This window comes from Bordetella genomosp. 5 (assembly GCF_002261475.1).
GTDB lineage: Bacteria > Pseudomonadota > Gammaproteobacteria > Burkholderiales > Burkholderiaceae_B > Bordetella.
The window spans coordinates 1-25,209 of record NZ_NEVN01000013.1; the positions used below are offsets into that span (position 1 = coordinate 1).

The 25,209-nt window shown below is 66.2% G+C and carries 26 protein-coding genes; 13 read left to right on the forward strand and 13 right to left on the reverse strand.

Annotation, left to right across the window (positions count from 1 at the left end; genetic code table 11):
* Positions 1 to 402: 402 nt before the first annotated feature.
* From CEK29_RS20990 to CEK29_RS21000, 3 genes are all read right to left on the reverse strand, one after another.
* Positions 403 to 1,113, reverse strand: coding sequence for a hypothetical protein (locus tag CEK29_RS20990; protein ID WP_094859242.1), 711 nt, complete (start codon positions 1,111 to 1,113; stop codon positions 403 to 405).
* The gene (locus CEK29_RS20995) at positions 1,110 to 1,544 is read right to left on the reverse strand and encodes a hypothetical protein (RefSeq protein ID WP_141218373.1); all 435 of its coding nucleotides are present in this window, start codon (positions 1,542 to 1,544) and stop codon (positions 1,110 to 1,112) included. Before CEK29_RS20995 ends, CEK29_RS20990 begins: the two co-directional genes overlap by 4 nt.
* Positions 1,545 to 1,740: 196 nt before the next feature.
* Positions 1,741 to 2,073 (reverse strand): PsiF family protein, encoded by a 333-nt coding sequence (locus CEK29_RS21000; RefSeq protein ID WP_094804446.1) that lies wholly within the window; start codon positions 2,071 to 2,073, stop codon positions 1,741 to 1,743.
* 245 nt (positions 2,074 to 2,318) lie between these two features.
* Here CEK29_RS21000 and CEK29_RS21005 point away from each other — a divergent pair, with 245 nt between their 5' ends.
* Positions 2,319 to 2,654 (forward strand): FxLYD domain-containing protein, encoded by a 336-nt coding sequence (locus CEK29_RS21005; protein WP_094859244.1) that lies wholly within the window; start codon positions 2,319 to 2,321, stop codon positions 2,652 to 2,654.
* A gap of 203 nt (positions 2,655 to 2,857) precedes the next feature.
* Entirely contained in the window at positions 2,858 to 3,508 is a 651-nt protein-coding gene (locus CEK29_RS21010; RefSeq protein WP_094804450.1) for a carbonic anhydrase, read from the forward strand.
* An 88-nt stretch (positions 3,509 to 3,596) separates the two neighbouring features.
* Here CEK29_RS21010 and CEK29_RS21015 read toward each other — a convergent pair whose 3' ends face one another.
* The gene (locus CEK29_RS21015) at positions 3,597 to 5,015 is read right to left on the reverse strand and encodes an amidase (RefSeq protein ID WP_094859245.1); all 1,419 of its coding nucleotides are present in this window, start codon (positions 5,013 to 5,015) and stop codon (positions 3,597 to 3,599) included.
* 75 nt (positions 5,016 to 5,090) lie between these two features.
* Positions 5,091 to 6,323 (reverse strand): amino acid ABC transporter substrate-binding protein, encoded by a 1,233-nt coding sequence (locus tag CEK29_RS21020; protein ID WP_094804454.1) that lies wholly within the window; start codon positions 6,321 to 6,323, stop codon positions 5,091 to 5,093.
* Positions 6,324 to 6,483: 160 nt separating this feature from the next.
* Between CEK29_RS21020 and CEK29_RS21025 the strand changes: the two genes are divergently transcribed.
* The 7 genes from CEK29_RS21025 to CEK29_RS21055 all read left to right on the forward strand — a co-directional run bounded on the left by CEK29_RS21025 (position 6,484) and on the right by CEK29_RS21055 (position 13,482).
* Positions 6,484 to 7,365, forward strand: coding sequence for a LysR family transcriptional regulator (locus CEK29_RS21025; protein WP_094804750.1), 882 nt, complete (start codon positions 6,484 to 6,486; stop codon positions 7,363 to 7,365).
* A 100-nt stretch (positions 7,366 to 7,465) separates the two neighbouring features.
* Positions 7,466 to 8,458 (forward strand): branched-chain amino acid ABC transporter permease, encoded by a 993-nt coding sequence (locus CEK29_RS21030; protein ID WP_094859246.1) that lies wholly within the window; start codon positions 7,466 to 7,468, stop codon positions 8,456 to 8,458.
* Between the two features lie 10 nt (positions 8,459 to 8,468).
* Complete coding sequence (locus tag CEK29_RS21035) at positions 8,469 to 9,350, forward strand: branched-chain amino acid ABC transporter permease (protein ID WP_094804458.1); 882 nt, start codon at positions 8,469 to 8,471, stop codon at positions 9,348 to 9,350.
* 12 nt (positions 9,351 to 9,362) lie between these two features.
* Positions 9,363 to 10,070, forward strand: a complete 708-nt coding sequence (locus tag CEK29_RS21040; protein ID WP_094859247.1) for an ABC transporter ATP-binding protein — start codon at positions 9,363 to 9,365, stop codon at positions 10,068 to 10,070.
* A 2-nt stretch (positions 10,071 to 10,072) separates the two neighbouring features.
* Positions 10,073 to 10,813, forward strand: a complete 741-nt coding sequence (locus CEK29_RS21045) for a branched-chain amino acid ABC transporter ATP-binding protein (protein ID WP_094804462.1) — start codon at positions 10,073 to 10,075, stop codon at positions 10,811 to 10,813.
* A 409-nt stretch (positions 10,814 to 11,222) separates the two neighbouring features.
* Positions 11,223 to 12,965: a nitrite/sulfite reductase gene (locus tag CEK29_RS21050; protein ID WP_094859248.1), complete on the forward strand. Its 1,743-nt coding sequence runs from the start codon at positions 11,223 to 11,225 to the stop codon at positions 12,963 to 12,965.
* A complete protein-coding gene (locus tag CEK29_RS21055; RefSeq protein WP_094859249.1) occupies positions 12,958 to 13,482 on the forward strand; it encodes a DUF934 domain-containing protein in 525 nt (174 codons plus the stop codon). The genes CEK29_RS21050 and CEK29_RS21055 overlap by 8 nt, the downstream gene beginning before the upstream one ends.
* A 95-nt stretch (positions 13,483 to 13,577) precedes the next feature.
* Here the strand turns inward: CEK29_RS21055 and CEK29_RS21060 are convergent, their stop codons facing one another.
* From CEK29_RS21060 to CEK29_RS21085, 6 genes are all read right to left on the reverse strand, one after another.
* A complete protein-coding gene (locus CEK29_RS21060; RefSeq protein WP_094804468.1) occupies positions 13,578 to 14,144 on the reverse strand; it encodes a UbiX family flavin prenyltransferase in 567 nt (188 codons plus the stop codon).
* The gene (gene grxD / locus CEK29_RS21065) at positions 14,144 to 14,470 is read right to left on the reverse strand and encodes a Grx4 family monothiol glutaredoxin (RefSeq protein WP_094804470.1); all 327 of its coding nucleotides are present in this window, start codon (positions 14,468 to 14,470) and stop codon (positions 14,144 to 14,146) included. Before grxD ends, CEK29_RS21060 begins: the two co-directional genes overlap by 1 nt.
* Before the next feature lie 48 nt (positions 14,471 to 14,518).
* Positions 14,519 to 15,331, reverse strand: a complete 813-nt coding sequence (prmC, locus tag CEK29_RS21070; RefSeq protein ID WP_094859250.1) for a peptide chain release factor N(5)-glutamine methyltransferase — start codon at positions 15,329 to 15,331, stop codon at positions 14,519 to 14,521.
* A 5-nt stretch (positions 15,332 to 15,336) separates the two neighbouring features.
* Positions 15,337 to 16,419 carry a peptide chain release factor 1 gene (gene prfA / locus CEK29_RS21075; RefSeq protein ID WP_094804474.1) on the reverse strand — a complete coding sequence of 361 codons (1,083 nt, stop codon included), beginning with the start codon at positions 16,417 to 16,419 and terminating at the stop codon, positions 15,337 to 15,339.
* Between the two features lie 81 nt (positions 16,420 to 16,500).
* A complete protein-coding gene (gene hemA, locus CEK29_RS21080; protein WP_094804476.1) occupies positions 16,501 to 17,775 on the reverse strand; it encodes a glutamyl-tRNA reductase in 1,275 nt (424 codons plus the stop codon).
* Positions 17,776 to 17,938: 163 nt separating this feature from the next.
* The gene (locus CEK29_RS21085) at positions 17,939 to 18,814 is read right to left on the reverse strand and encodes a LysR family transcriptional regulator (protein ID WP_094859251.1); all 876 of its coding nucleotides are present in this window, start codon (positions 18,812 to 18,814) and stop codon (positions 17,939 to 17,941) included.
* Between the two features lie 189 nt (positions 18,815 to 19,003).
* On the opposite strand from CEK29_RS21085, the gene CEK29_RS21090 reads away from it, so the two are divergent.
* From CEK29_RS21090 to CEK29_RS21105, 4 genes are all read left to right on the forward strand, one after another.
* Positions 19,004 to 19,726 carry a ribonuclease activity regulator RraA gene (locus tag CEK29_RS21090; protein ID WP_094804480.1) on the forward strand — a complete coding sequence of 241 codons (723 nt, stop codon included), beginning with the start codon at positions 19,004 to 19,006 and terminating at the stop codon, positions 19,724 to 19,726.
* Positions 19,727 to 20,071: 345 nt separating this feature from the next.
* Complete coding sequence (locus CEK29_RS21095) at positions 20,072 to 21,079, forward strand: Bug family tripartite tricarboxylate transporter substrate binding protein (protein ID WP_094804482.1); 1,008 nt, start codon at positions 20,072 to 20,074, stop codon at positions 21,077 to 21,079.
* A gap of 7 nt (positions 21,080 to 21,086) precedes the next feature.
* On the forward strand, positions 21,087 to 22,277 hold the full coding sequence (locus CEK29_RS21100; protein WP_094859252.1) for an alpha-hydroxy acid oxidase: 1,191 nt from the start codon (positions 21,087 to 21,089) through the stop codon (positions 22,275 to 22,277).
* Between the two features lie 181 nt (positions 22,278 to 22,458).
* A complete protein-coding gene (locus CEK29_RS21105) occupies positions 22,459 to 22,866 on the forward strand; it encodes a hypothetical protein (protein WP_094859253.1) in 408 nt (135 codons plus the stop codon).
* A gap of 331 nt (positions 22,867 to 23,197) precedes the next feature.
* Here the strand turns inward: CEK29_RS21105 and CEK29_RS21110 are convergent, their stop codons facing one another.
* Entirely contained in the window at positions 23,198 to 23,419 is a 222-nt protein-coding gene (locus CEK29_RS21110) for a hypothetical protein (protein ID WP_094859254.1), read from the reverse strand.
* A gap of 60 nt (positions 23,420 to 23,479) precedes the next feature.
* A complete protein-coding gene (gene trfA / locus CEK29_RS21115; protein WP_176456952.1) occupies positions 23,480 to 24,229 on the reverse strand; it encodes a plasmid replication initiator TrfA in 750 nt (249 codons plus the stop codon).
* Between the last annotated feature and the right edge of the window lie 980 nt (positions 24,230 to 25,209).

The window sequence follows — 25,209 nt, forward strand, 5'->3', positions numbered from 1 at the left end:
CTTGGTCATGTCTGTTCTCCGGTTCGGTTGAGGGGCGCGGGGTTGAGTGGGGCGCCGTTTGCAGGTCTGCGTCGTTGCGTCGCTGCCATGAACAGAACTTTAAAGAACAGGACGAAAGCCCGGTAGATGGTGAAAATTCGCCTCAACGTTCTATTTAAAGAACGACGGGCGCGCAGGCCGAAGAACCGGTGCGACCGGGCGGCCGAAAAAGGAAAGGCTCATGCCCCGGTGCCCGCGCAGAGCCACGCTGCGGCGGGCACCGCCCCAGGATGCGGAATCAGGCCGCCCGGCGAATGTTCCGGCGAATGTTCCGGCGAATGTTCCGGTGAACGTTCCGGCGGGGGCTCGGGCGGGGGTTCGAGCGGATGTCGTGCGGCCACCGCATATGGCGGTGGCCGCGCATCAGGGCCGCGCGGCCGGCGGTTGGAAGCTCACCCGGGACGCGCCATCCACGCGTTCCTGCCAGAAGAACACCACGTGGCCGGAGGATGCGGCGCCCGACGGAGCGCCGCCCGACGGAGCGCCGCCCGACGGTACGCCGCTCACACCGATGCGCCAGTAAGGCGTCGCGCCGAAGCCGATCGAGCCCGGCGGGTGCGCATACTGGTTGTAGCAGCCCACATACATGGGCTCCGTGGAGCGCGCCCGGTTCGCCACGCGGATCACCAGATCACGGTGACGCTGATCCGCGCCGCGCGGCGCCACCACGCTGAGCGGCGTATAACGCGCCGATGCAAAGTGCGTGCGCACGGCATCGCGGAACTCCGCGTCGATCGCCGCCCCGATGCGCTGGCGCGTCGCGGCATCGTCGCTCGCGCCTCGACCGCCGAGTTGCGTCACGCGCTCATCCGCCGCACGGCAGATCGCCTGCACCTGATCCACCAGCGCGGTCTGCAGCCCGGACAATGATTGCGCGCGCAACAAATTGCCCGCCACGAGCCCGCCTGCCCCGGCCAGCAGCAGTCCGGTGGCCACGCGGGGGCACCATCGGGGCAATGCCGCCCCGCGCGCACGCAGCACCCACACGGCGACCAGACCGTGCAGCGCCGCGACGGCCAGCACGAAGCAGGCCACATTCCAGAAATGGGCGGCAACCAGCGTCGTGAGGCTCATGACACCGCCCCCTGCCCCACGCGCCGATACATCGACAGGGCGAGTGCGACCAGCGCCACGAAGGTCAGGCTGGTCGCCGCCGCCATGAGAAAGAGCGGTGTCAGGTTCCACGCCCCGAGGTAGTCCGCGTAGACGGCTGCACCCCGCGGCGCGAGGTCGCTCGCGCGCAGCAGATCCAGGTCGGCATACAAGCGCGACCACATCGCCACCGCGACGGCGCCATGGGCCCAGACGCCCAACTGGAATCGCATCGCATAGACGAAGGCCAGCGCGGCCAGGCAGCCGGCCCAATGCAGCAGTAGCTGAGCGCCGCTATTGATCTGCAGCCGCGCGAAAGGCAGGCTGACTGCCCACACCGCCACCACGACGAGCAACGCCGCCACGATGCCGAGCGGCACGGAAAGAGGATGGAGATACCGTTGTCTGCGCATGCGGGCCACTATAACGAATCCCGTCATGCGCCCATTGCGCACATCGCACCGCCCGAGGCTCTCATGCGCCCATGGCGCGCATCGCACCGCCCGAGGCTTCATACGCCCATGGCGCGCATCGCACCGCCCGAGGCTCGCGCAGCGGCGCCGCCGCCGGCCGGCGGACGCCGGCCAGCGACCCCGTCAGCCAGCGGCCTCACGCGCCTTTCAGGCAGGTACTCATGAAGGTTTTGCGCTTGTCGCCCGCCAGCGATTGGGCACTGGCCTTGGCATTGCAGTCCTTCATGCGCTGCTGTTGCGGCGTGAGCGCCTTGGCCGGCGCGGTCTCGCCCTTGAGGCAACTGCTCATGTAGGTCTTGCGCTCATCACCGGTCTTGCCGGTAGCCGACTGGTTGCATTCGGCCATGCGCTTTTGCTGTGGGGTGAGTTCTTTGGCGGGCGCGGCGGTCTGAGCGACGGCGGCGGTGCCGTGTGCGAGGGTAAGGCCCAGACACAGGCCGGCGGCGATGCTGAACGTGCGGAAAGACATGGCATTCCTCCCTGGCACCGGCTGCGCGCGACCGGCGTGCGACGCGGTGCGAATGACGCCGGCCAGCCTCCACCGGCGGCTCAATCTTCGGTCAAACCACCGCGCCCGACAAGCATCTTCGCGCGCGCTGACAACGGAGCTTCCCAAATGCCGACAAACCTGGCGACAAACGTTACGGTTTCGCGGCTTGTCCGCCAGCCGGGCCCACCGGTAAGGTGAATTCGTCGCAGCCACCGGAACCGACCATGAAAACGCGTTTTGCCGCCCTGCTTCTCACCCTCGCCGCAGCCACCGCGGGCGCCCAGAGCCTGCCCTACGGGGTCAATGTGGGCAATCTGGAAGCCGTGCGCGACACGAACACCTCCCAGACCACCATCACCGGCACCTATTCGAACCTCGGCGCCAAGCGCATCGAGCGCGCCGAAGTGGAGTTCGCCCTGTACGACGCCGATGGCCGCGAGATCGGCCGGGTCAGCGACAAGACCGACAAACCGCTCGAGCCGGGCGAGGTCTGGCAGTTCCGCGCCGCCACGCCGCTGAGCTTCTCGCGCTTCACGGCGATGCACGTCCGCGCCGAATAACCCTTTGTTAATAAAGGTTATTGCGCGATCTGGCCAAGCCGTTGTAAGGCCGTTGTGGGAAAATTCACCTGCTCCCGCGTACCGGCGCAGGTTTTCTGGCGAGGTCTTGCTCGCGCGCCGTCGGTGCCTGCCTTACATGCAGGTCAGGCGACCGGCCCATCCGGGCCGCCGCCGGCGGGCAACGAACTCCAGGAAGGACCATCATGTTTCCCAAAAGACTGACCGACGGCTATCAGGCGTTCCTGCAAGGCCGCTTCGATAGCGAACGCGCCCGCTACCAAGCCCTGGCCGAAAAAGGCCAAACCCCCGAGATCCTGGTGATCGGCTGTTGCGACTCCCGTGTCGCGCCCGAAACGATCTTCGATGCCGGCCCCGGCGAGTTGTTCGTGGTGCGCAACGTGGCCAACCTGGTGCCGCCTTGCGATCCCGACTCCGAGTCCTCGTACCACGGCACCAGCGCCGCGATCGAATTCGCGGTCAACGGCCTGAACGTCAAGCACATCGTGGTGTTGGGCCATGCGTCGTGCGGCGGCATCCGCTCGTTCTACGACGAATCGCAGCCGCTGTCGAAGATGGACTTCATCGGCAAGTGGATGTCGCAGATCGCCCCCGTGGCCGAGCGCCTGGGCGCCACCACCGGCGACCGCGACAAGGACATCAAGCGCATGGAACTGGCCGTGGTCGAGCACAGCCTGAACAACCTGATGACCTTCCCCTCGATCCGCCGCCGCGTCGAAAGCGGCGCGCTGCAGCTGCACGGCACGTATTTCGGCGTGGCCACCGGCCTGCTGTTCGTGCGCGATCCGGCCACCGGCGAATTCTCGCCCTGCCTCGAAGCGCCGATCGCAAACTGATCGCGCGACGCGCGACCCGTCTTGCCCTGACAGCCGGGGCGGGCGGGTCCTTCGGGCTCCCCCCTCCCGCACGCCCCGGCCCGGGCAATCAGTCGAGTCCGAACGCGCGCAGATCCGGCGTGCGGCGATGCCAGTCGCTCACGCCCTGGAACGCGATGCCGATGCGGCCGAGCGTGGCTTCGTCGAACGGCTTGCCCAGCAGTTGCACCGCGACCGGCAGGCCGTGTTCGCCATGGCCCGCCGGCAGCGATAAGCCGCAGGCGCCCAGGAAATTTCCGGCGCGCGAAAACGCCGCGAGCGGGGTGGCGTTTTCGTCGACCTCGTCGAGGCGGCGTGCCTCGAACGGCAGCGCCGGCGTGAGCAGCGCATCGTATTGCGCCATCCATTGCTGCCAGCGCGCGCGCGTCTGCGCGTGTTCGCGCAAGGCCTCGAGATAATCCGCCGCGCTGAGCGACTTGCCACCCAGCACGCGGGCACGCACGTATTGCCCGATAGGCAGTCCGGCATCCTCGATATAGGCGCGATGCAGCGCATACGCCTCGGCCGCGATGATGCGTCCATTGGCGAGCATCATCGCGTGAAAGTCGAACGGCACGTCGCACTCGAACACCTCGGCGCCCAGCCCGCTGAGCACCGCGCGCGCATCGCTCACGGCACGCGTGATGGCCGGGGTGACCGCGATGGGGTAGGCCTCGGGCGGCATCACGGCGATCCGCATGCCTGCCAGCGGCGCGGCGCTGTCGCGCGGCAGCTCGATGCGAAACGGCGGCGCGCCGAGCGTCACGGGATCCGCGGCGTCCGGGCCGGCGAGCGCCTGCGTGATCAGCATCGCATCGCGCACATCGCGCGTGAGCGGCCCGATCGAATCGAGCGTCTGCGACAGCGCCACCGCGCCATCGCGGCTGATGACGCCGCAGGTGGTCTTGAGGCCGGTGATGCCATTGAGTGCCGCCGGGATACGCACCGAGCCGCCGGTGTCGGAGCCGATCGCCGCCGGCGCCAGCCCCGCCGCCACGGCCACGCCGGATCCGCTCGACGATCCGCCCGGCACGCGATGCGCCTGGGCGTCCCAGGGGTTGCGCGGGGTGCCCATCACGGGATTGGTGCCCCAGCCGCCGAACGCGAACTCCACCATATGCGTCTTGCCCAGCACGACCATGCCGGCCTGCACGAGACGGTGCGCCACGACGCCGGTGGCCTCGCTGGCGCGCTCGAGCCAGGCCTGCGAGCCTGCCGTGGTCATCGTGCCGCGCACTTCGCACAGATCCTTGAGCGCGATCGGCAGGCCATCGAGCGGACCCAGCGTGTAGCCGCGCGCGCGCCGGTCATCGGCGGCCTGCGCCAGCGCCAGGGCACCCTCCGCATCGACGGACACGTAGGCGTGCAACGCCGCGTTGCCGCGTTCGATGCGATCGAGATACAGCCGCGCCAATTCCACGGCGCTGAAGCGGCCGCTCGCCAATCCTTCGGCCAGCACGGACAGGCTGGCATAGGCTAGTTCTGACATGTTTTCCTCATTGAGTCGGCGCTGGCCGCACTCGTGATGCGGCCAGCGCCAGGGAACGCGGCGTCCGGTACGGACTCAGCGCTTGTTCCAGGCGGGGGCCGGGTACACGGCCTTCTCGACCGCGACGTCCTGCGGCCACACCGGCACCATGCCCTTGCCGGGCAGCAGCTGCACCACGGGGAACGGCATCTGCAACTGCTTGCCGGTCTCGTCGATCGCATAGGGGCCGGCCATCACCGTGACCTTGCCCGACAGGTCCATCGAGGCCTGCTTGAGCGCCGCCGCGTCGGTCGAGCCGGCCTTCTTCACGATCTCTTCGGTCAGGGCGCCCGCGCCATAGGCCAGCGCGGTCTGGAAATCGGGCGGGAACTCGGCCTTCGGGAACAGACGATCGTAGGCCTGCGCGAACTGCTCGCGCGTGAGGCCCGCATCGACCTTCCAGTTGATCGACGGGTGATAGTTGGTGTGGCTGAAGATGTAGTTGGAGTCCGCGCCGATCGCCTGGAATTGCGGCGTCGAGGCATACACCATGAACACGTACGGGAACGTGATGTCGAGCTGCTTCATCTGGCGCGTCATGCTGATCAGGTCGCCTTCATACGAAGTCGGGATCAGCGCTTCGGCGCCCATGGCCTTGGCCTTCTGCAACAGCGTGCTGAAATCTTTTTGTCCCTTGGGGTATTTTTCGTAGAGCACCACGTCCATATTCAGACGCTTGGCGTGCGCACGGCCGCCATCGGCCAGGCCCGCCGGGAACGGCTCGTCGGCGTAGAGCAGCGCGACCTTCTTCACGCCCAGATTGTTGGCCAGCTCCATCGGCGCGCGCAGCATGGACGACACCGGCATCTGGGTGCCCGACACCATGTTCTTGAAGCCCTGCTTGTAGAGATCGTCGCTCGCGGCGGACCACACCATCAGGTACTTGCCCAGGCGCTCGGTCACGGTGCCCGCCGCCGCCGTCAGCGTGGAACCGAACGGCGCAAACACCAGATCCACTTTTTCATCGACAATCAGGCGTTCGTAGACGCGGGTGACCATCTGTTTGTCGCTGCGGTCATCGAGCTTGACCAGTTCGACCGGATACTTCTTGCCCTTGATCTCGATGCCGCCGCGGCGGTTCACATCATCGACCCACACCTCCACGCCCCGCACACCCGATTGCGAGGCGAGCGCGAAGCTGCCCGTCGACGAGACGGTCATGCCGATGCGCACCTTGTCGCTGTTCTGCGCCGAACCCAGGGCGGGCGTGAGCGCGGCGGCCGCCAGCAACAGCGCGGGCAGACGGGATAACCACGGACTTCTGGACATAGGAAAACTCCTTGAATTGCACAAAAGGGGAGATACCGACAGGCCCGCCGCACTGGGCAAACCGCAAATCTGCGTCATGTTTGCGCAGATTGGCAAATAGCGTATAACAAATAGGCATGGAGCGCACGCCTTGAATAAACTCAACTATCGCCAGACCGAAATGCTGTGGGCCATCGTGGTCGCGGGCTCCATCAGCGGGGCAGCGCGATTGCTCGGCATCAGCCAGCCGGCGGTCAGCCGCATGCTGGCCACCACCGAAAAGCAACTGGGACTGAACCTGTTCGAACGCGTGCGAGGCCGGCTCCAGCCCACCGCCGAGGTCCACGCCCTTTTCGAAGAGATCGAGAAAACCCAGCGCATGATGCAGCGGGTCAATGACCTGGCGGATGCCCTGGCCGGCCACGGCGCGGGCGTGCTGCGCCTCACCTCGATCCCCAGCCTGGCGCAGTTCCTGGTGCCCCGCGCGGTGGCGCGCTTCCAGGGCCGGCGCGCCGACGTGCTGCTGCGCCTCAATACCAACGCGCTGCCGCACCTGATCCCCGACGTGCTCAATGGCGAGGCCGATCTGGGCCTGGTGGTGATGCAGACCGAGCACCCCTTCATGACCACCATCCCGCTGCACACGGGCCGCATGGTGGCGGCGATCCCGCGCGAGCACCCGCTGGCGAGCCACGCGCAGGTCAGCCTGCACGACCTCTCGCCTTATCCGCACATCGTCGTGGGCACGCGGATGCCCTTCGGCATGCTGGTCACCAACGCCTTCGAGCAGGCGGGCCTGCCCTGCCGCATGTGCGCCGACGTGCCCTGGAGCCAGCTGGCCTGCGCGCTGGTCAATGCCGGCACGGGCATCGCGATCATCGACGAATTCACCGTCATGCAGAACCACTGGCCCGACGTGACCATCGTGCCGCTGGCCGACGACATCCCGCTGCACGTGACCGCCGTGCACGCCAGCAACCGCCCGCTGCCCCGCATCGCCGCCGAGTTCATCGACGACCTGCGAGTGGTGCTGAACGCCTCTTTCGGCAATAAGTTGGGGTAAACACTTAACACCAAGTTATGGCCTTGATGGGCTGACCTGTTCATAATCCGTTCAAACGACACGGCCACGCTTTTCCCACCGCACCAAGAGGGATAGAGACATGAGCAGCAGCCCCGACGCGCTGGCAGGCAACCCGCCCGCCCGCGCGCAGGACCAACGCGTCCTGCGCCTGCGCACCCGCATCGCCATCTCAGTTTTCGTTTTGCTGGCCGCCGCCCTGGCGGTCGTACCGGCGTCCACCACCAATATCTCGTTCGCGTTCTACCTGATGCTCTGGGTCACGCTCGCGAGCGCCATGAACATCTGCGTGGGCTTCACGGGCTACCTGCCTTTCGGCTACGTGGTGTTCTACGGCGTGGGTTCCTACGCCACGGGCATCTGCTACAAGGTCCTGCAGTGGCCGATGCTGCCCTCTCTGCTGGTGGCGGGCGCGGTGGGCGTGCTGGTCTCCCTGCTCTTCGCGCCCACGCTGCGCCTGCGCGGCGTGTACTTCGGCATCGTGAGCCTGGCGCTGGCCACCATCATGAGGCTGCTGATCTCGAATCTGCCGCAGGACTTCACCGGCGGCAGCATGGGACTGATCCTCGCCAGCGCCAACAATCCCGTGCACAGCTACTACGCGATGCTCGCCGTGATGGCCGCCACGCTGGCCACCGTGACCTGGCTGTCGATCTCGCCGCTGGGCAAGGCACTCAAGGCCATCCGCGACGACGACGCCGCGGCCGCCTGCATCGGCATCCACGTGCCCCACACGCGCCTGAAGGCCTGGATGCTGGCCGCGCTGTTTCCGGCGCTCGCCGGCGGCGTGGAGGCCTGGTACACGAACGTGGTCGACCCCGAGTACGCCTTTCATGTCCTGATCACGGCCAAGAGCATCATCTATGCGATGGCGGGCGGCTTCGGCACCATCCTCGGCCCGGTGATCGGCACGCTGGCACTGGTGGGCGTCGACCACCTGATCTGGCAGAAATTCCCGGTGCTCAACCTGCTGCTGCTCGGCCTGGTGATCGTGCTGCTGATGCTGTTCCTGCCGCGCGGCATCGTGGGCAGCCTGCTCAAGCGCTATCCCAATCTGCGCCGCTACATCGCCTGAAGGAAGCCTCATGAGTGCACTCATCATCCAGGGGCTGGTCAACGGCCTCATCCTGGGCGCCATCTACGGCCTGATCGGCGTGGGCCTGAACGTGGTGTTCGGCGTGCTGCGCGTCGTGAACTTCGCCCACGGCGAGTTTCTCGTGCTGGGCGCCTACTTCGCCTACCTGATGCTCGAGTACTTCGGCATCAATCCGCTGCTCGCCCTGCCGCTGGCGTTTCTGGTGTTCTTCGGCGTCGGCTACGTGCTGTACTTCCTGCTGATCCCGCGCCTCTCGCGCGCCGAAGACCCGGAGATCAGCTCGCTGCTGCTCATGTTCGGCGTGTCCATCATGCTGGGCGCGCTGATGCTGCTGATGTTCGAGGCCGACGCCCGCTCGCTGCCCTACAGCCTCGAGCCCGTGTTCCTCAAGTTCGGCCCGGTGCTGATTCCCACCGTGCGTCTCGTGGCGCTCGCGATCGCGCTGGCCGTGATCGGCGCGCTGGCCTGGTTCCTCTATCGCACGCAGGTCGGCAAGGCGCTGCGCGCCATCATCATGAACCGCGACGCGATCCGCATCGTCGGCATCAACGCCGAGCGGCTGTCGGCGGTGGCGTTCGGCCTGGGCATCGGCCTCGCGGCCGTCACCGGTGTACTGGTGGCGCTGGTCTTCCCGTCCTTTTCGCCCTTCATGGGCAACGACTACACGCTGATCGGCTTCATCGTCATCGTGCTCGGCGGACTCGGCCACCCCGTCGGGGCCCTCGTGGGCGCGCTGCTGTTCGGCGTGACCGAGCAGGTCTCGGTGGTGTTCTTCAACCCCTCGATCGCGACGATGCTGGGCTTTGCGCTGATGGTGGCCATGATCTTCGTGCGCCCCTCCGGCCTGTTCGGCCAGCGCGCGCTGCGCTGAAGGAGCGGACCCATGTTGAAGATCGACAATCTGAAGAAGCGCTTCGGCGGCCTGGTCGCTCTGCAGGGCGTGAGCCTGCATGTTCCGCGCGCCGCCATCCTGGGCGTGATCGGCATGAACGGCTCCGGCAAGACCACGCTGCTCAATTGCATCAATGGCCTGTATCTGCCCGATGAAGGCAGCATCCTGCTCGATGGCAAACCCATAGCCGGCAAGGCCACGCACGAAGTCGCACGGCTTGGCGTGGGCCGCACCTTCCAGGTGCCGCGCGTCTTTCCGCACCTGAGCCTGCTCGACAATCTCGACGTGGCCCAGCAACAGACCGGACGCGACGCCGACGAACGCTACGCCCAATCGGAGTATTGGCTGAATAAGGTGGAGCTGCACCGCCTGCGCCACAACCACGCCGAAGAGCTGTCGGGCGGCCAGCAGAAGCTGCTGGAGCTCGCCCGCATCATGGTGGCGCGGCCCAAGGTCGTGCTGCTCGACGAGCCCTTCGCCGGCGTGAACCCCACGCTCGCGCAGCTGCTGATCCGCATCATCGCGGAGGTGCCCCGCGAACACGATTGCTCGGTCGTGCTGGTTTCGCACGACCTCACTTCCATCTATCAGCTGTCGCACCACATCATCGTGATGAACGAAGGCGCGATCCTGTGCGAGGGCGACGCCGACCGCGTCAAGAGCGACCCGCGCGTGGTCGAAGCCTATCTCGGAGCCTGAGCATGGCCGAATCCGTTTTCTCGCTGGACAACGTGACCGTGGCCTATCACGGCGACATCACCATCCTCAACGGCGTGAACGTGCATGCGCGCGCGGGCCAGGTCACGGGCATCATCGGGCCCAACGGCGCGGGCAAGTCCACCGTGCTCAAGACGCTGTTCGGCTTTCTGCCGCTGCGCGGCGGCAAGATCACGCTGCGCGGGCAGGACATCTCGCGTCAGCCCTCGCATCAGCGCGCCGGCAGCGGCGTGGCGTTCGTGCCGCAGCACCGCAGCCTGTTCGGCGAGCTGTCCGTCGAAGACAACCTGCTGCTGGGTTGCTGGCCGTTTCGTCGCGACAAGGCCCGCGTACGCCGCCGCATCGACAGCATCTACCAGCGCTTTCCCATTCTCGCCGCCAAGCGCAACGACCCCGTCTCGAGCATGAGCGGCGGGCAGCAGCGCTTCGTCGAGTTCGGCCGCGCGCTGCTCATCGAGCCCTCGGTTATCCTGCTGGACGAGCCCACCGCCATGCTGGCGCCCAAGATCTCCAAGGAGATCTACGCCGTCATCCGCGGCTTTGCCGACGAGGGCATGACGGTCGTGCTGGTCGACCAGAACGTGCGCCGCTGCGCCGAAGTGTCCGACTACATGTACATCCTCGAGCTCGGCCGCAACAAGGCCGAGGGTGAACGGGCCGCGTTCGACCAGGAAGGCGGACTGCACGACATGGTCGCGTCCTGGATGGACTACAAGATCGATTGAGGCCCGGCCGGGGCCGCCGCGCCCCTCGCCGTTCCGCCGTCAGTCGTGCCGCGGCGGTCACCGTGCCGGCGCAAGTGCGCACCACCCTCGGCGCGCCCTTCGCCATGCCTGCGCGGGCGCGCCCGCCCTCCGCGCGCCGTTCTCTGATGGCTGATTCTCATTCTCAAAAATGGCCGCGCGCGACGCGATCCCGCGCTCGCGGCGCAGGGCCCCCACACCGCCGAAACCCGCGCCAGGCAAGGCTCTGCGGCTCAGAACCATAGCCACCAACCTTATTACCAAAATGACTTAGACGGGGTCCGCGCCCTGCTGCTACGGTTATGTACATCCATCCGTCATGGCGCCCTGCCGGCGCCGCCGCATCCGCGCGCCACGGCGCGCCGCACCGACACCTGTTAGGGCATTGACCATGTATGTGTATGACCCCGTCGACCAGCAACTGGTCGAGGAGCGCGTGGCCCAGTTCGCCGGCCAGACGCGCCGCTTTCTCGACGGCCAGCTGACCGAAGACGACTTCCGCGTTCTGCGCCTGCAGAATGGCCTGTACATCCAGCGCCATGCGCCGATGCTGCGCGTCGCGATCCCGTACGGCATGCTCAACGCGCGCCAGCTGCGCAAGCTCGGCCATATCGCGCGCACCTACGATCGTGGCTACGGCCACTTCTCGACGCGCCAGAACATCCAGTTCAACTGGCCGCGTCTCGAAGACGTGCCGACCATCCTCGGCGAGCTGGCCGAAGTGCAGATGCACGCCATCCAGACCAGCGGCAATTGCATCCGCAACACCACCACCGACCACTTCGCGGGCATCGCCCCCGATGAGTTCGTCAATCCGCTGGTGTGGTGCGAGATCATCCGCCAGTGGTCCACGCTGCATCCCGAATTCGCCTTCCTGCCGCGCAAGTTCAAGATCGCCGTGTCCGGCGCCGTGCAGGACCGCGCCGCGGTCGGCGTGCACGACATCGGCCTGCAGGCGGTCGAACAGGACGGCGAGATCGGCTTTCGCGTGTGGATCGGCGGCGGCCTCGGCCGCACGCCGATCGTGGGCCACCTGATCAAGCCTTTTGTGCCCTGGCAGCATCTGCTGACCTATCTGCAGGCCGCGCTGCGCGTCTATAACCTGCATGGCCGCCGCGACAACAAGTACAAGGCGCGCATCAAGATCCTGGTCAAGGACCTCACGCCCGATGTCTACGGCCAACAGGTCGAAGAAGAATGGCAGCACATCAAGGGTGGTCCCGACACGATCACGCAGGCGCAGCTCGACACGATTGCCAGCCGCTTCGTGTGGCCGCAATACCGCGCCGAAGCCGCGCAAGCCGCTGATCCCAGCCCGGCCCTGGCCGAGGCGGATCCCACGTATCGCCGCTGGTTGCGCACCAATGTGCACAGCCACAAGATCGACGGCTACGCCGCCGTGACCCTGTCGCTCAAGCCCACCGGCGTGCCGCCGGGCGACATCACCGCCGACCAGATGGACGCCGTGGCGGATCTGGCCGAACGCTATGGCTTCGGCGAGCTGCGCGTGTCGCACGAGCAGAACCTGATCCTGGCCGACGTCGAACGCGCCCGCCTGCCCGAGCTGTGGGCGGAGCTCAAGGCGCTCAACCTCGCCACGCCGAACGTCGGCCTGCTGACCAACATCATCGCCTGTCCGGGCGGCGACTTCTGCGCGCTCGCCAACGCGGTGTCGATCCCGGTGGCCGAGTCGATCCAGCAGCGCTTCGACAATCTCGATTATCTGTTCGAGATCGGCGAGCTCGATCTCAACATCTCCGGCTGCATCAACGCCTGCGGCCACCACCACGTGGGCCACATCGGCATCCTCGGCGTGGATAAGGCGGGCGAAGAGTGGTATCAGGTCACGATCGGCGGCCGCCAGAATGGCGCGGCCAAGCCCCTGCCCGACCTGGAGTCGCGCCGTGGCGGTGGCGCCGCGATCGGCCGCATCATCGGCCCCTCGTTTGCCCGCGGACAAATGCCCGACGTGGTGGATCGCCTGATCCGCACCTATCTCGAGCTGCGTGACAGCGACGCCGAACGCTTCATCGATGTGGTTGACCGCGTCGGTATCGATCCCTTCAAACGCGATGTCTATGCCGATCCGGTCATCGCCAAGCCCGCCGCCGACCGCGAGGCCGCCCATGTCTGAGCACACTTCCGCCGAAGCCCGTCTGATCCGGGCCGGTCACCTGCAGGCCGATACCACCCGCGTGTTCAGCGTGCCCGAAGACGCCCCCGACAGCCTGCCCGCCGACGAGCCCGGCTGGCAGGTACCGCTGGCCCTCTGGACCGCGCAGCGCGCGGCGCTGAGCGCACGCCGGCATCCGGTGGCGGTTCTGCTGCCGCCCGACACCGAGCTCTCGCAGCTGGCCGATGAAAACGGCAACATCGACGCCGCGCACATCGCCTACATCGCCATCGATTTTCCGGCCTACACCGACGGCCGCGGTTACTCGATCGCGCAACTGCTGCGCCGCCAGTATCACTGGCAGGGCGAGTTGCGCGCGGTGGGCGACGTGATGATCGATACGGTGTTCTACCAGGCCCGCGTGGGCTTCGACAGCTTTCTGGTCAAGCCCGGCCACGACCCGCAGGCCGCGCTCGAGGCCCTGCGCACGTTCAGCGTGCGCTATCAGCAGACCTACCCGGTGCCGCAGGCGGCCTGAACGCCATCCACCAAACCAAAAGGCCACGCGAATGCGTGGCCTTTTGCTTGTGCAGGCGTGAATGCAGATGTGCAGCGCGCCGGCCAGCCACGCGCCTACATGCCTTCCCAGTGCGGCCCGGGCACTTCGATCTCGAAGAGCTCGAGCACGCGCGCCACGGTGTGGTCGATCATCTGCTCGATCGAGGTGGGGCGATGGTAGAACGCCGGCAACGGCGGAAACACGATGCCGCCCATTTCGGTGACGGCGGTCATGTTGCGCAGGTGCGCCAGATTGAACGGCGTTTCGCGCACCATCATCACGAGGCGGCGGCGCTCCTTGAGGGTGACGTCGGCCGCGCGGGTGATGAGGTTGTCGGACAGACCATGCGCGACCGCGGCGAGCGTGCGCATGGAACACGGCACGATCACCATGCCCGCGGTCTGGAAGGCCCCGCTCGCCAGCGTGGCGCCCACGTCGCGGATGCTGTGGACGTGGTCGGCGAGCGCCTGCACCTCGTGGCGCCCGATGTCGAGCTCGTGCTTGATGTTGAGCACACCCGACGACGAGATCACGAGATGCGATTCGACGTCGTCCACGCCGCGCAGGGCCTGCAGCATGCGCACGGCATACAGGGCGCCCGTGGCGCCCGTGATGCCGATGACGAGCCTGCGCTTTGCCATCAAACGGTGGCGCCGGCTTCGTCGAGCAGCTTCTTGAGCTCGCCGCTTTCGTTCATCTCGCCCATGATGTCGGAGCCGCCGATGAACTCGCCCTGCACGTAGAGCTGCGGAATGGTGGGCCAGCTGGAGAAGGTCTTGATGCCCTGACGCACTTCGTCGTCTTCGAGCACGTTGACGGTCACCAGCTTCTTCACGCCACAGCCTTTCAGCATCTGGATCGCACGGCCGGAAAAGCCGCACTGCGGGAATTGGGCCGTGCCCTTCATGAACAGCACCACGGGGTGCTGGGTAACCGTTTCACGGATGAATTCTTGGACGTCGCTCATGGTAGGTCTCGCAAAATAGGAAGCGGTTGTTCAGACTGCATGGGTCAATTATAGGTAGCCGCCGGAAATCCGCTCGATTCCCCCCAGATCCCGCCGACTTTCGACCTGGCGCAGGCCCGCCTGGACCAGCAGCGCGCGCACCGCCACGGCCTGGTCCCAGCCGTGCTCGAGCCAGATCGCGCCGCCAGGCGCCAGCCGCGCCACGGCCCCGTGCGCAAGCTCGGCCAGGGCCGACAGGCCGTCCTGATGGTCGGTGAGCGCGCCCGGCGGTTCGAAGCGCAGGTCACCCTGCGTCAGATGCGCGTCGTCGCGATGGATATAGGGCGGATTCGACAGGATCAGATCGAAGACGGCATCGGCCGGCAGGGCCTGATACCAGCTGCCCTGATGAAAGGTGACGCGCGCGTCCAGCCGCGCCGCATTGGCCCCGGCCACGGCCAGCGCATCGGCGCTCAGGTCGGTCGCACGGACGTCGGCCTCGGGCGCGCCCAGGGCCACGGACACCGCGATGGCGCCGCTGCCCGTGCCCAGGTCGACCACGCGCGCGCGTGGATGTTCGCGCAGAAACGCCAGGGCGGTCTCGACCAGCAGCTCGGTATCGGGGCGCGGGATCAGCACGGCCGGCGAGACGGCGAACACATGCCCCATGAACTCGCGTTCGCCCAGCACATAAGCCATGGGCTCGCCGGCGATGCGCCGCGCCGCCAAGGCCTCGTAGGCCTCCTGCTGCACGGCCGTGAGCGCGTCGGTGTCGTGCGCGATCATCCAGGCGCGCGTGCGGCCCAGCGCGCGCTCGGCCAGCATGCGCGCCTCCAGACGCGGCAGACGCGGGTCGGCGAGCAGGTCCTTGATCTGCGCCATGGCGATCAGATGTCGTCGCCCAGCGCGGCCAGCAGCTCGGCCTGACGCTCGGCCAGCAACGCGCCCGTGAGCTCGTCGAGGTCGCCTTCCATGATGTGGCCCAGCTTGTAGAGCGTGAGGTTGATGCGGTGGTCGGTAACGCGGCCCTGCGGATAGTTGTACGTGCGGATGCGCTCGGAGCGGTCGCCGGAGCCGATGAGGCTTTTGCGCTCGGCCGCTTCCTTGCTCTGGCGCTCGCGCATTTCCTTGTCTTTGAGGCGGGCGGCCAGCACCTGCATCGCCTTGTCTTTATTGCGATGCTGCGAACGGTCGTCCTGGCACTCGACCACCAGGCCCGTGGGCAGGTGCGTGATGCGTACGGCGGAGTCGGTTTTGTTGATGTGCTGGCCGCCCGCGCCGCTCGCGCGGAACGTATCGATGCGCAGGTCGGACGGATTGATGACGATGTCGCTCATCTCGTCGGCCTCGGGCATCACGGCCACGGTGCAGGCCGAGGTGTGAATGCGGCCCTGAGCCTCGGTGGCGGGCACGCGCTGGACGCGGTGCGCCCCGGATTCAAACTTGAGCCGGCCGTAGGCGCCGTCGCCGTCGATGCGCGCGATCACTTCTTTGTAGCCGCCCAGCTCCGATGCGCTCTCGGACATGATCTCGACGCGCCAGCCGCGCTGCTCGGCGTAGCGCGAGTACATGCGCAGCAGGTCGCCGGAGAACAGCGCGCTCTCGTCGCCGCCGGTGCCCGCGCGGATTTCGAGGAACAGGCTGCGGCTGTCGTCGGGATCGCGCGGCAGCAGCAGCACCTGCAGATCCGCTTCGAGCGTTTCGATGCGCGCGCGGCCGGCCTTGATCTCGTCTTCCGCCATCGACTTCATGTCGGGATCGGAGAGCATCTCCTGCGCGGTGGCCAGATCGCCCTCGGTCGCCTGGAACGTCTTGAAGGCTTCGACGACGGGCTCGAGTTCGGCGCGTTCACGCGAGAGTTTGCGAAAACGATCCATGTCGGACGCGCTTTCGGGATCCGCCAGCAAGGCATCGACTTCAATCAGACGGTGAGCCAGCTGCTCCAACCGGCTGCGCATGGACGATTTCATGGGATCAACTCGAAGAAAATAAAAAACGGGCGCGCGTGCGACCAGCGCACGCGGCATCAGACGGGGCGTGTACGGGCGCCGCTAACGGCGGGAGTCGCGGCCGGGGAACAGGCGCGGCACCCAGGCCAGCAGTTCCTTGCGCTCTTCGCCCTGACTGCGGTTGAGCGCGGCGAGCGGGCCATGCAGATACTTCTGCGTGAGGCCATGCGCCAACTGCTCGAGCACCGCTTCGGGCGACTCGCCGCGCGCCAGCATGCGGCGGGCGCGCTCGAGTTCGGCGGCGCGGACGTCTTCGGCGGCCTGATGCAGGTCGCGGATCACGGGCACCACTTCACGCGACTGCATCCAGTGCATGAAGTTTTGAACGCGCGTCTCGATGATGGCCTCGGCCTGCACCACCGCCGCGCGACGCGCGTCGGTGCCGCTCTGCACGAGACGGCCGAGATCATCGACCGAGTACAGATAGATGTCGTCGAGACGGCCGACTTCGGGCTCGATATCGCGCGGCACCGCCAGGTCGATCATGACCATCGGACGGTGACGGCGCAGACGCGTGGCGCGCTCGACCATGCCCAGACCCAATATGGGCAGGGAGCTGGCCGTACAGGACACCACCACGTCGAATTCGGCCAGGCGATCCGTGAGATCGGCCAGCTTCATGGTGCTGGCCGAGAAACGGCCAGCGAGGGTCTCGGCGCGCTCGACAGTGCGATTCGCCACGACCATGGATTTGGGGTTTTGCGCCGCGAAGTGCGTGGCGCACAGCTCGATCATCTCGCCCGCGCCGATGAACAGCGTGCGCGCCTGACCGAGGTCACCGAAGACGCGCTCGGCCAGACGGACGGCGGCAGCGGCCATCGAGACCGAATGCGCGCCGATGGCGGTCTGGGAGCGGACCTCTTTGGCGACCGAGAAGGTGCGCTGGAACAGCTGATGCAGCAAGGTGCCGAGCGAGCCGAGCTCGTCGGCCGCGCGCACCGCGTCTTTCATCTGGCCCAGGATCTGCGGCTCGCCCAGCACCATCGAATCGAGGCCGCTGGCCACGCGGAACGCGTGGCGCACGGCGTCGTCCTGACGATGGCGATACAGGTGGGGCGACAGCGCGGAGGTCTCGAGGCTGTGATGCTCGGCCAGCCAGGCCGGCAGTTGCTCGGCGGCGACCGCGTCGGCGGCACAGTAGATCTCGGTGCGATTACAGGTCGAGAGGATCGCGGCTTCGCGCACCGATCCGCCAAACGCCAGGCGCAAGCCGTCCAGCGCGGGCTTGAGCAAGTCCGCGGGCATGGAAACACGTTCGCGCACCGAGACCGGCGCGGAGGTGTGATTCAGACCGAAGGCAAGAACGGCGACTGACATGAGGGTTCGGACAAGTGCGACCCGTCCGGCGCAAAGCTGCTAAGTTGTAACAGCGACCGAAAAAGATTATACCCCCCTGCCCCGGGTAGACCCGGATACCCTACCCGGGCAGTCGGGAGTCTGTGGTAGAGGCGCCATAGCCGGCCCGGCGGCGCCGCGGGCGCTAGGCCGCGGCGGGCGGCGCCTCCATGGCGGCCACCAGGGTTTCGAACAGGCGGCCGTAGGTCGAATGATGGGGCCACAACAACCCCAGCCGCCGCGCCAGCGTGTTGCGCGGCAGCGCCACCACGGCGACGCCCGCGGGCAGCGCCCCCGGCCGAAAGCAATTCGGCACCAGCGCGATGCCCAGACCCATCTCCACCAACGCAGCCAGGCCGTCGGGCGAGTCGAGCTCAAAGCGCTCGCGCGGATTGAGGTTGCGCGACTGCAGGTATTGGTCGGCCAGCGAGCCGCCCCAGGTGCGCCGGTCATAGCGCAGCAGCGGCTCCCGGACCAGCAGCGTGTCGGGCTCGACCCCGGCCATCGCCGCCGGCACGAGCAACACCAGCGGCTCCACGCGCAAGGTGTGCCAGGTGAAGGACTTGGGCGTGCGAAACGGCGGCTCGACCAGAAAGGCGGCGTCGACCTTGCCCGCGATCACCTGGTGATAGAGCTCGTGCGACGCGCCCAGGTCGATCATGGCATCCAGACCCGGATGGCGCTCGGCGATGTGCTTGAGCGCCTGCGGCACCATGTTGCCCAGCGCGGTGCGAATGGACCCGATGCGCAGCCCGCCCGGAAAACCCTCCGTCGAGACCGCGGTCTTGAGCGCCCGCACTTCGCGCTGGAAACGCCGTGCGCGCTCCAGCAGGCGTGCGCCGCCCTCGGTGATGCGCACGAAGCGCCCCGAGCGGCTGAAGAGCGGGACGCCGAACTCGCGTTCGAGCGCGTGCATGCGCTGCGCCAGGGCGGTGGGCGTGATGCTCATGCGGCGGGCGGCCTCGGCCATGGAGCCGCACTCGGCCACGAGTACGAAGGTGTCGATGTAGCGGGTATCCATGAATCCACAAATCCTTCGTTCTCAATGTTCTAAAAGCAAATTGTGGTTCAGTTTGAGCATGGCCACAATGACCGGTGTCAGGGCAGTCGCCCTGGCTGAGTCCATCGTGAATGGCCCCTCGGCCGCACAGGCGTTCGGCCCGCGGCGTTCCCCGCCGGGAATGGCGAGGGTGGTCTATTTGGAGTGAACATGTCCGTCGAAGCTTTGCCCATCGATCCCAAGATCCAACGCGCGCTGGAAGGCGTGACCACCGCCACGCTCACCACCGTGCTGCTGAAGAAGGGCCTGCGCAACGTCTGGCTGCGCGGCGCTTTCCCGCTCGTGCCGCAAGGCAAGCGCATCGTGGGCCGTGCCTTCACGCTGCGCTTCGTGCCGGCGCGCGAAGACCTGGCCACGCCGGCCTCGTGGTCCTCGCCCATCTCGACGCGGGCGGCGATCGAAGCCATGCCCGAGGGCGCGATCGCGGTGGTCGACGCCATGGGTTCGACCGACGCGGGCATCTTCGGCGACATCCTGTGCGCCCGCATGAAAAAACGCGGCGTGGCCGCGCTGGTCACCGACGGCGCCGTGCGCGACCTCGAAGGCGTGCTGGGCACCGAGCTGCCGGTCTGGGCCAGCGGCGCCGCCGCGCCGCCCTCGGTGGCCGGCCTGACGTTCGTCAACTGGCAGGAACCCATCGGCTGCGGTGGCGTGGCCGTGTTCCCGAACGACTACCTGGTCCTGGATCGGGATGGCGCGGTGCTGATTCCGGCGAACCTCATCGACGAGGTGGTCGAGGCCTCCGTCGAGCAAGAGCGCCTGGAGGGCTGGATCATGAAGGAAGTGGATGCCGGCGTGCCGCTGCCCGGCCTCTACCCGCCCAACGAAGCCGCCGCCGCCCGCTACAAGAGCTGGCGCGACACGCAGAAGTAAGTTTTCGCGCGCTTTCGACGCGAGTGATTCCGTGCCGCGCGCCCTGGCCGCGGCACGGCGGGACTCCTGTCGCCCGCGGCGGGGGTTGGAGTGACGCGCACGTTGCGCGCGACCCGGACGATCTGAACGACCCGGACGATCTGAACGACTCGCACGACCCGAACGACCCGAACAATCCGAGCGACCCGAACGCCCCAAACGCTCTGGACGATCCGAACGCTCTGAACGACCCGAATGATCCGAGTGATCCGCACTACCCGAACGACCCGCAGCACGGCCGTACCTGCACGACCCGATACATAAAAAACATATCAAGTCGCAGCCGCGACATTACGGAGACAAACCATGCCGCATCCCCTGACCGCGCAGACGCGCCGGCGCCTGCTTGGCGCCACCCTGGCCGGTGTCATCGCCGCCCCGTTGATGATGGGCGCCGCCGCCCATGCCGCCGACGCCTATCCCAGCAAGCCGACCACGATCCTGGTGGGCTTCTCTGCCGGCGGCGCCGTCGACAACGTCGCCCGGCAGCTCGGCCATGGCCTGGGCGCGGCCTTCGGGCAGACCTACGTCATCGAGAACCGCGCGGGCGCCACGGGCACCATCGCCGCCGAGGCGGCATCGCGCGCCCAACCCGACGGCTACACGCTGCTGCTGGGCACGCAATCGACGATGGTGGTGGCGCCGGGCATGTATCCCTCGCTGCGCTTCGATCCGATCAAGGATTTCGTGCCGGTCTCGCTGGTGGCTTCGGTACCGCTGGTGCTGGTGGTTCACCCGTCCTTGCCGCTCAAGACCGTGCAGGACGTGATTGCGTACGCCAAAGAGAAAAACGGCGAGCTGACCTATGCCTCGTCCGGCCTGGGCGGCCCGCAGCACGTTTCGATGGAACTCTTCAATTCCATGGCCGGCGTGAAGATGGTGCACGTGCCGTATCGCGGCGAGGCCAACGCCATCACCGACGTGCTGGGCAACCAGGTGCCGCTGATGTTCAGCAACCTGCCCACGCTGCTGCCGCACATCAAGAGCGGCAAGCTGCGCGCGATCGCGGTGTCGGGCCTGGAGCGCTCGCCCACCGCGCCCGAGATCCCCACGGTCGCCGAGTCGGGTCTGAAAGGCTTCGAGGCGCTCACGTGGTTCGGCCTCTATGCACCGCAAGGCACGCCCGACGCGGTCGTGAAGAAGCTGGAATCCGGCGTGAAGACCGCGCTGGCCGATCCCGCCACGCGCACGAAGATGGGCGAACAGGGCATGAAGATCGAGGGCCGCGACAGCGCCGCCTTCAAACAGTACATGCAGACCGAGAGCGTGAAGTGGGGCGACCTGGTCCGCAAATCGGGCATCAAATCGGAGTAATAGAAGCATGGCTCAAGCTGCACCGTCCTCTTTGCCACGCCGCCTGCGCGGCGTGCTATCGCTGGACGATTTCGAAGCCGCCGCGCGCCGTCATCTGCCGCGGCCGGTCTTCGGATACCTGCGGGCGGTGGCCGAGACGGGCGCGTCCTACGACGAGAACCGGAACGCGTTTCGCGACTACGTGTTCCGGCCGTCGGTGATGGTGGACGTGTCCCGGCGCAGCACCGCCATCACGCTGTTCGGCCAGGAGTATGCCGCGCCGTTCGGGCTGTGCCCGCTCGGCCTGTCGGCGCTTTCGGCCTATCGTGGCGATGTCGTGATGGCGCAGGCCGCGGCCGAGGCGCGCGTGCCCATGATCATGAGCGGCTCCTCCCTGATCCCGCTCGAGGCCGTGGCAGAGGCGCATCCGCAGGCCTGGTTCCAGGCCTACCTGCCCGGCGACCGCGCGGCCATCGAAGCCCTGATCGACCGGGTCGCCAGGACCGCGTTCCAGACGCTGGTGGTGACCGTCGACACGCAGGTCAAGCCCAACAGCGAGACCATGACGCGCAGCGGATTTTCGGCGCCGATGCGCCCCAGCGTCAGCCTGGCGTGGCAAGGCATCACGCATCCGCGCTGGCTGTTCGGCACCTTTCTGCGCACCCTGTGGCGGCACGGCATGCCGCACTTCGAGAACAACTACGCCACGCGCGGCGCGCCCATTCTCTCGCCGAGCGTGATGCGCGATTTTGCCGAGCGCGGCAACCTGAACTGGGAAACCCTGCGTGCGATCCGCGCGCAGTGGCGCGGCCGGCTGGTCGTGAAGGGCGTGCTGCGCGACGACGACGCACGCCAGGCCCGCGATGCCGGCGCCGACGGCATCATCGTGTCCAACCACGGCGGCCGCCAGCTCGACGACGCCATCGCACCCTTGCGCGCCCTGCCCGAGATCGTGCGGGCCTGCCCGGACATCCCGGTGATGATCGATAGCGGCGTGAGGCGCGGCACCGACGTGCTGAAGGCATTGGCGCTGGGCGCGAAGTGCGCGTTCGTCGGGCGGCCCTTCGGCTATGCGGCAGCGGTGGGCGGCATGCCCGGCCTGCGACACGCGATCGGCCTGCTGTCGGCGGAAGTGTCGCGCGATATGGCGATGCTGGGCGTCACCGACGTAACGCAGCTGGATGCCGCGCGGCATCTGGCGCGGCGGGACGGTGATTAAGAGCAGCCACCGGGATCACAGACCCGTTGGCCGACCCCGTACGCGCCACGCGGGACGTGGATGCCGTGTTGGAGGCGAATCACGCCTGTTTCATCGCTTCGAAGAAGCCATTGCGGCACGTGGTTTCTCGCGCGATGTGAGTAGCGACGTCATTTGCCGCTGGGTGCACAAGGAATCCGGTGTGCTCTTTGACCTCGTGCCCGTGCACCCGGACGTCCTGGGCTTCTCCAATCGCTGGTATCCCTATGCGGTCGAGACCGCCGGCATCATGGACCTTGGCAATGGCATCAGGATCAATCCGATGAGCGCCGCGGCCTTTATTGCCACCAAACTGGAAGCTTTCGTTGGTCGAGGCGGCGGCGACTTCATGAGCAGCCATGACATGGAAGATGTATTGAACATCATCGACGGACGCGAGGAACTTGCCGCGGAACTGAGCGCCGCACCCGTCGACTTGCGCCAAGCCGGGGGCGCGACGTTCGCACGACTCATCGAGAATCCCGACTTCGGCAACATACTGCCAGGCCTTCTTTCCGAACCTGAGCGCGCCGACCCCGTCATGGAACGCCTGAAGAGATGCAGCCAATGAGCCTTCACCAGAACATCACCGCTGAGGCGACCTGGCTGTGCGATCCATTGGCACACTGAATGCACAAACGCAAAAAACCCAGCGCGAAGGCTGGGTTTTTTGACTTGAATCTTTGGTGGCCTGGGGCGGAATCGAACCACCGACACGCGGATTTTCAATGCGAATCCCGCGCTTTTCGGTGCCGAAGCCTACCGCAATACTCCGATTAATCAATCACTTAGCCGAACTCGACCGAAGTCGAGCGCAGGTTTCTTCCGTTCGCAGTGTCAGAAAATCGACAGATGCCGGCGACCGTGAATTCAGTCTATCAGACCGCCGCTGCGTTTGCTGCCTACGTGATGCGTTTACGAACATCGTAGCCTTCCGACGAGTGCTCAGAAGGCTGCACACGTTCCGGCATTGCTGATGGCAACCCCAAATAAGCCGACTCGTTGATTGTCGCCATGAGCTTCCACTGCTCGGCTGCAAACATCGAAGGCTCGCTCTTTGCGAGCTCGATGGCCTCCTGAAGGGACGGCTGATGCTTCTTGGGTTGTGGGGAGGATTTGCGCATGGCATCTCATTGGCATGGGTTCTCACCAGTATATGCAAAGCACGCCACACCTAGACGACCTCAGATGTCGATGGTCATGCGAATACGTTCGAGTTCCATGCTAGCGTCGTCCAGGCTTGCCGGGGGGATGCGCTCCGGAGCCGGGAGGCGAGGAGACGGGGCTTTCAGGACCTTTCCCCGAGCACGCACCACCGTCACCTTGTCGTCGACGCCAAGTGAGCATGCAGGCCATCCTGTCACCTCACGTAGGCGGCCCAGTGCCGCAACCAGCGCCAGCCGCCATTTGCTGTCTTGCATGGAGTCGCGTCCTAGCAGCCGTTTCAAGGTCTGTGACTTGATAGGGTACGGCGTGACATGGCTGGCGAAGTAAGCATGCAAGCCGCAGGCAAGGGGCTCTTGAAGAAGCGGGGTGCGTTCCGCACGCCTGAGCACCACGAATTGTCGCTCTTGAACGAGTTCTGGCAACCCAGCCCCCAAAGTGACTTCCAGCCTACCTGATTTGGCAGCGGCCGAGATGACCGTCACCAAGGGCTGAAACAGGACGGTCCGGTGGCGACACCGTATCTCGAACGTCGCGGCCATCAGCCTTTGCAGCGAACTCGACAAGAGCGTTCGTGTTTTTCCGCCCTTCTTTCGTGTCGTCGCAGACATCAATTGGGCCAGGGAGACATTAACCGTAGCGTATGAGGTCACGACGCCTTGGCCTTCAAGCACCGCCACGCGCACGATTTGATGCCAAAGCTCTGCATCCGCTTGGTCGAGTTGCCAGCCCGACAGTTGCCAGACCTCAAATTCCTCGGCCGACGCCAAGCGAGTGGGTCCTTGGTAGCAAGGCCGCATGCTAGGCCCGCGATAGGGCTGGGAGCTAAAGATGGCACTTCTGACCAATGCCCTCGCCGTGAAGGTGTTGCTGCCCAGCCCGTACGGCAATGGCAGGAAGTAGGAGACGGACGACCGGCTCATTCAATCTATTCCTAGTGGTCGCCTGCCGCTAAGGCCTGGCCGGCTTGAGTATAGGAATGAGGGGTCATTTCCCTACGACACACAACGGGCGCAAGGGCAGCATAGCGGGGGACTCGTGGCGGCTCTTCTGAGGGACTGGTCGCTACCCAAAGGGGACCTGCGGCCTAAATGCGGGGACTTGTCGCTATGACTCAGGCAAAAAAGGCTGAATTCCCAAGGGATTTCTGAAAAAAATGGCGCGCTAAAAATTAAAAGAAAAAATATACAAGCCCAAAGATAGCGCGAAGAGGCGCGCCCGCGTGGGGCTCATCACCCTTTAGCGACCGTCGTTGCTCCCTGGTGAAGTCCTATTGGCACCGCATGGCGCTACACACAATGGGCAGCCAGGGAGGTGGTCATTGCCTACTATTTTCCTCGCACCTTGCCACCTCGAAGCATTCCGCCGCAGAAACTGCTTTCGACCCGCGTTGGTCGATGGCAAGCTGCGGAGCCAGCGCGAATTGTGTTGTAGTGCCCTACGGAACGATGGAGGGCTAGAAGCATCATGCGTATGCAGAGACCGTCATTGTTAGGGCGCCACAGGCCGAAGCAACGAGCACAGGCCGGCCAGCGTTCACATCCAGCGCTGTCTGGAGAACTTGTGCAGAAGAGCCGGTGTTCTCCGAAATTTCGCTCCGTTAACACTGAATTCGTTGAGTGCCTACCCCCTTCTGCGCTGGCGCGGTACTATCCTTCAGGTTTTTCAAAACGTAAGCGGGCTGTCGCAATGCGCCAAAGCCGATTGAAGGCGACCGCCCCGATATATAGAGGGCACGCGCTGGATTGTT

What these genes read in the sequence shown, in the direction of transcription:
- CEK29_RS20990 (WP_094859242.1), bottom strand. Translation starts at nt 1,113, where the DNA reads ATGAGCCTCACGACGCTGGTTGCCGCCCATTTCTGGAATGTGGCCTGC.
- CEK29_RS20995 (WP_141218373.1), bottom strand. Translation starts at nt 1,544, where the DNA reads ATGCGCAGACAACGGTATCTCCATCCTCTTTCCGTGCCGCTCGGCATC.
- CEK29_RS21000 (WP_094804446.1), bottom strand. Translation starts at nt 2,073, where the DNA reads ATGTCTTTCCGCACGTTCAGCATCGCCGCCGGCCTGTGTCTGGGCCTT.
- CEK29_RS21005 (WP_094859244.1), top strand. Translation starts at nt 2,319, where the DNA reads ATGAAAACGCGTTTTGCCGCCCTGCTTCTCACCCTCGCCGCAGCCACC.
- CEK29_RS21010 (WP_094804450.1), top strand. Translation starts at nt 2,858, where the DNA reads ATGTTTCCCAAAAGACTGACCGACGGCTATCAGGCGTTCCTGCAAGGC.
- CEK29_RS21015 (WP_094859245.1), bottom strand. Translation starts at nt 5,015, where the DNA reads ATGTCAGAACTAGCCTATGCCAGCCTGTCCGTGCTGGCCGAAGGATTG.
- CEK29_RS21020 (WP_094804454.1), bottom strand. Translation starts at nt 6,323, where the DNA reads ATGTCCAGAAGTCCGTGGTTATCCCGTCTGCCCGCGCTGTTGCTGGCG.
- CEK29_RS21025 (WP_094804750.1), top strand. Translation starts at nt 6,484, where the DNA reads ATGCTGTGGGCCATCGTGGTCGCGGGCTCCATCAGCGGGGCAGCGCGA.
- CEK29_RS21030 (WP_094859246.1), top strand. Translation starts at nt 7,466, where the DNA reads ATGAGCAGCAGCCCCGACGCGCTGGCAGGCAACCCGCCCGCCCGCGCG.
- CEK29_RS21035 (WP_094804458.1), top strand. Translation starts at nt 8,469, where the DNA reads ATGAGTGCACTCATCATCCAGGGGCTGGTCAACGGCCTCATCCTGGGC.
- CEK29_RS21040 (WP_094859247.1), top strand. Translation starts at nt 9,363, where the DNA reads ATGTTGAAGATCGACAATCTGAAGAAGCGCTTCGGCGGCCTGGTCGCT.
- CEK29_RS21045 (WP_094804462.1), top strand. Translation starts at nt 10,073, where the DNA reads ATGGCCGAATCCGTTTTCTCGCTGGACAACGTGACCGTGGCCTATCAC.
- CEK29_RS21050 (WP_094859248.1), top strand. Translation starts at nt 11,223, where the DNA reads ATGTATGTGTATGACCCCGTCGACCAGCAACTGGTCGAGGAGCGCGTG.
- CEK29_RS21055 (WP_094859249.1), top strand. Translation starts at nt 12,958, where the DNA reads ATGTCTGAGCACACTTCCGCCGAAGCCCGTCTGATCCGGGCCGGTCAC.
- CEK29_RS21060 (WP_094804468.1), bottom strand. Translation starts at nt 14,144, where the DNA reads ATGGCAAAGCGCAGGCTCGTCATCGGCATCACGGGCGCCACGGGCGCC.
- grxD (WP_094804470.1), bottom strand. Translation starts at nt 14,470, where the DNA reads ATGAGCGACGTCCAAGAATTCATCCGTGAAACGGTTACCCAGCACCCC.
- prmC (WP_094859250.1), bottom strand. Translation starts at nt 15,331, where the DNA reads ATGGCGCAGATCAAGGACCTGCTCGCCGACCCGCGTCTGCCGCGTCTG.
- prfA (WP_094804474.1), bottom strand. Translation starts at nt 16,419, where the DNA reads ATGAAATCGTCCATGCGCAGCCGGTTGGAGCAGCTGGCTCACCGTCTG.
- hemA (WP_094804476.1), bottom strand. Translation starts at nt 17,775, where the DNA reads ATGTCAGTCGCCGTTCTTGCCTTCGGTCTGAATCACACCTCCGCGCCG.
- CEK29_RS21085 (WP_094859251.1), bottom strand. Translation starts at nt 18,814, where the DNA reads ATGGATACCCGCTACATCGACACCTTCGTACTCGTGGCCGAGTGCGGC.
- CEK29_RS21090 (WP_094804480.1), top strand. Translation starts at nt 19,004, where the DNA reads ATGTCCGTCGAAGCTTTGCCCATCGATCCCAAGATCCAACGCGCGCTG.
- CEK29_RS21095 (WP_094804482.1), top strand. Translation starts at nt 20,072, where the DNA reads ATGCCGCATCCCCTGACCGCGCAGACGCGCCGGCGCCTGCTTGGCGCC.
- CEK29_RS21100 (WP_094859252.1), top strand. Translation starts at nt 21,087, where the DNA reads ATGGCTCAAGCTGCACCGTCCTCTTTGCCACGCCGCCTGCGCGGCGTG.
- CEK29_RS21110 (WP_094859254.1), bottom strand. Translation starts at nt 23,419, where the DNA reads ATGCGCAAATCCTCCCCACAACCCAAGAAGCATCAGCCGTCCCTTCAG.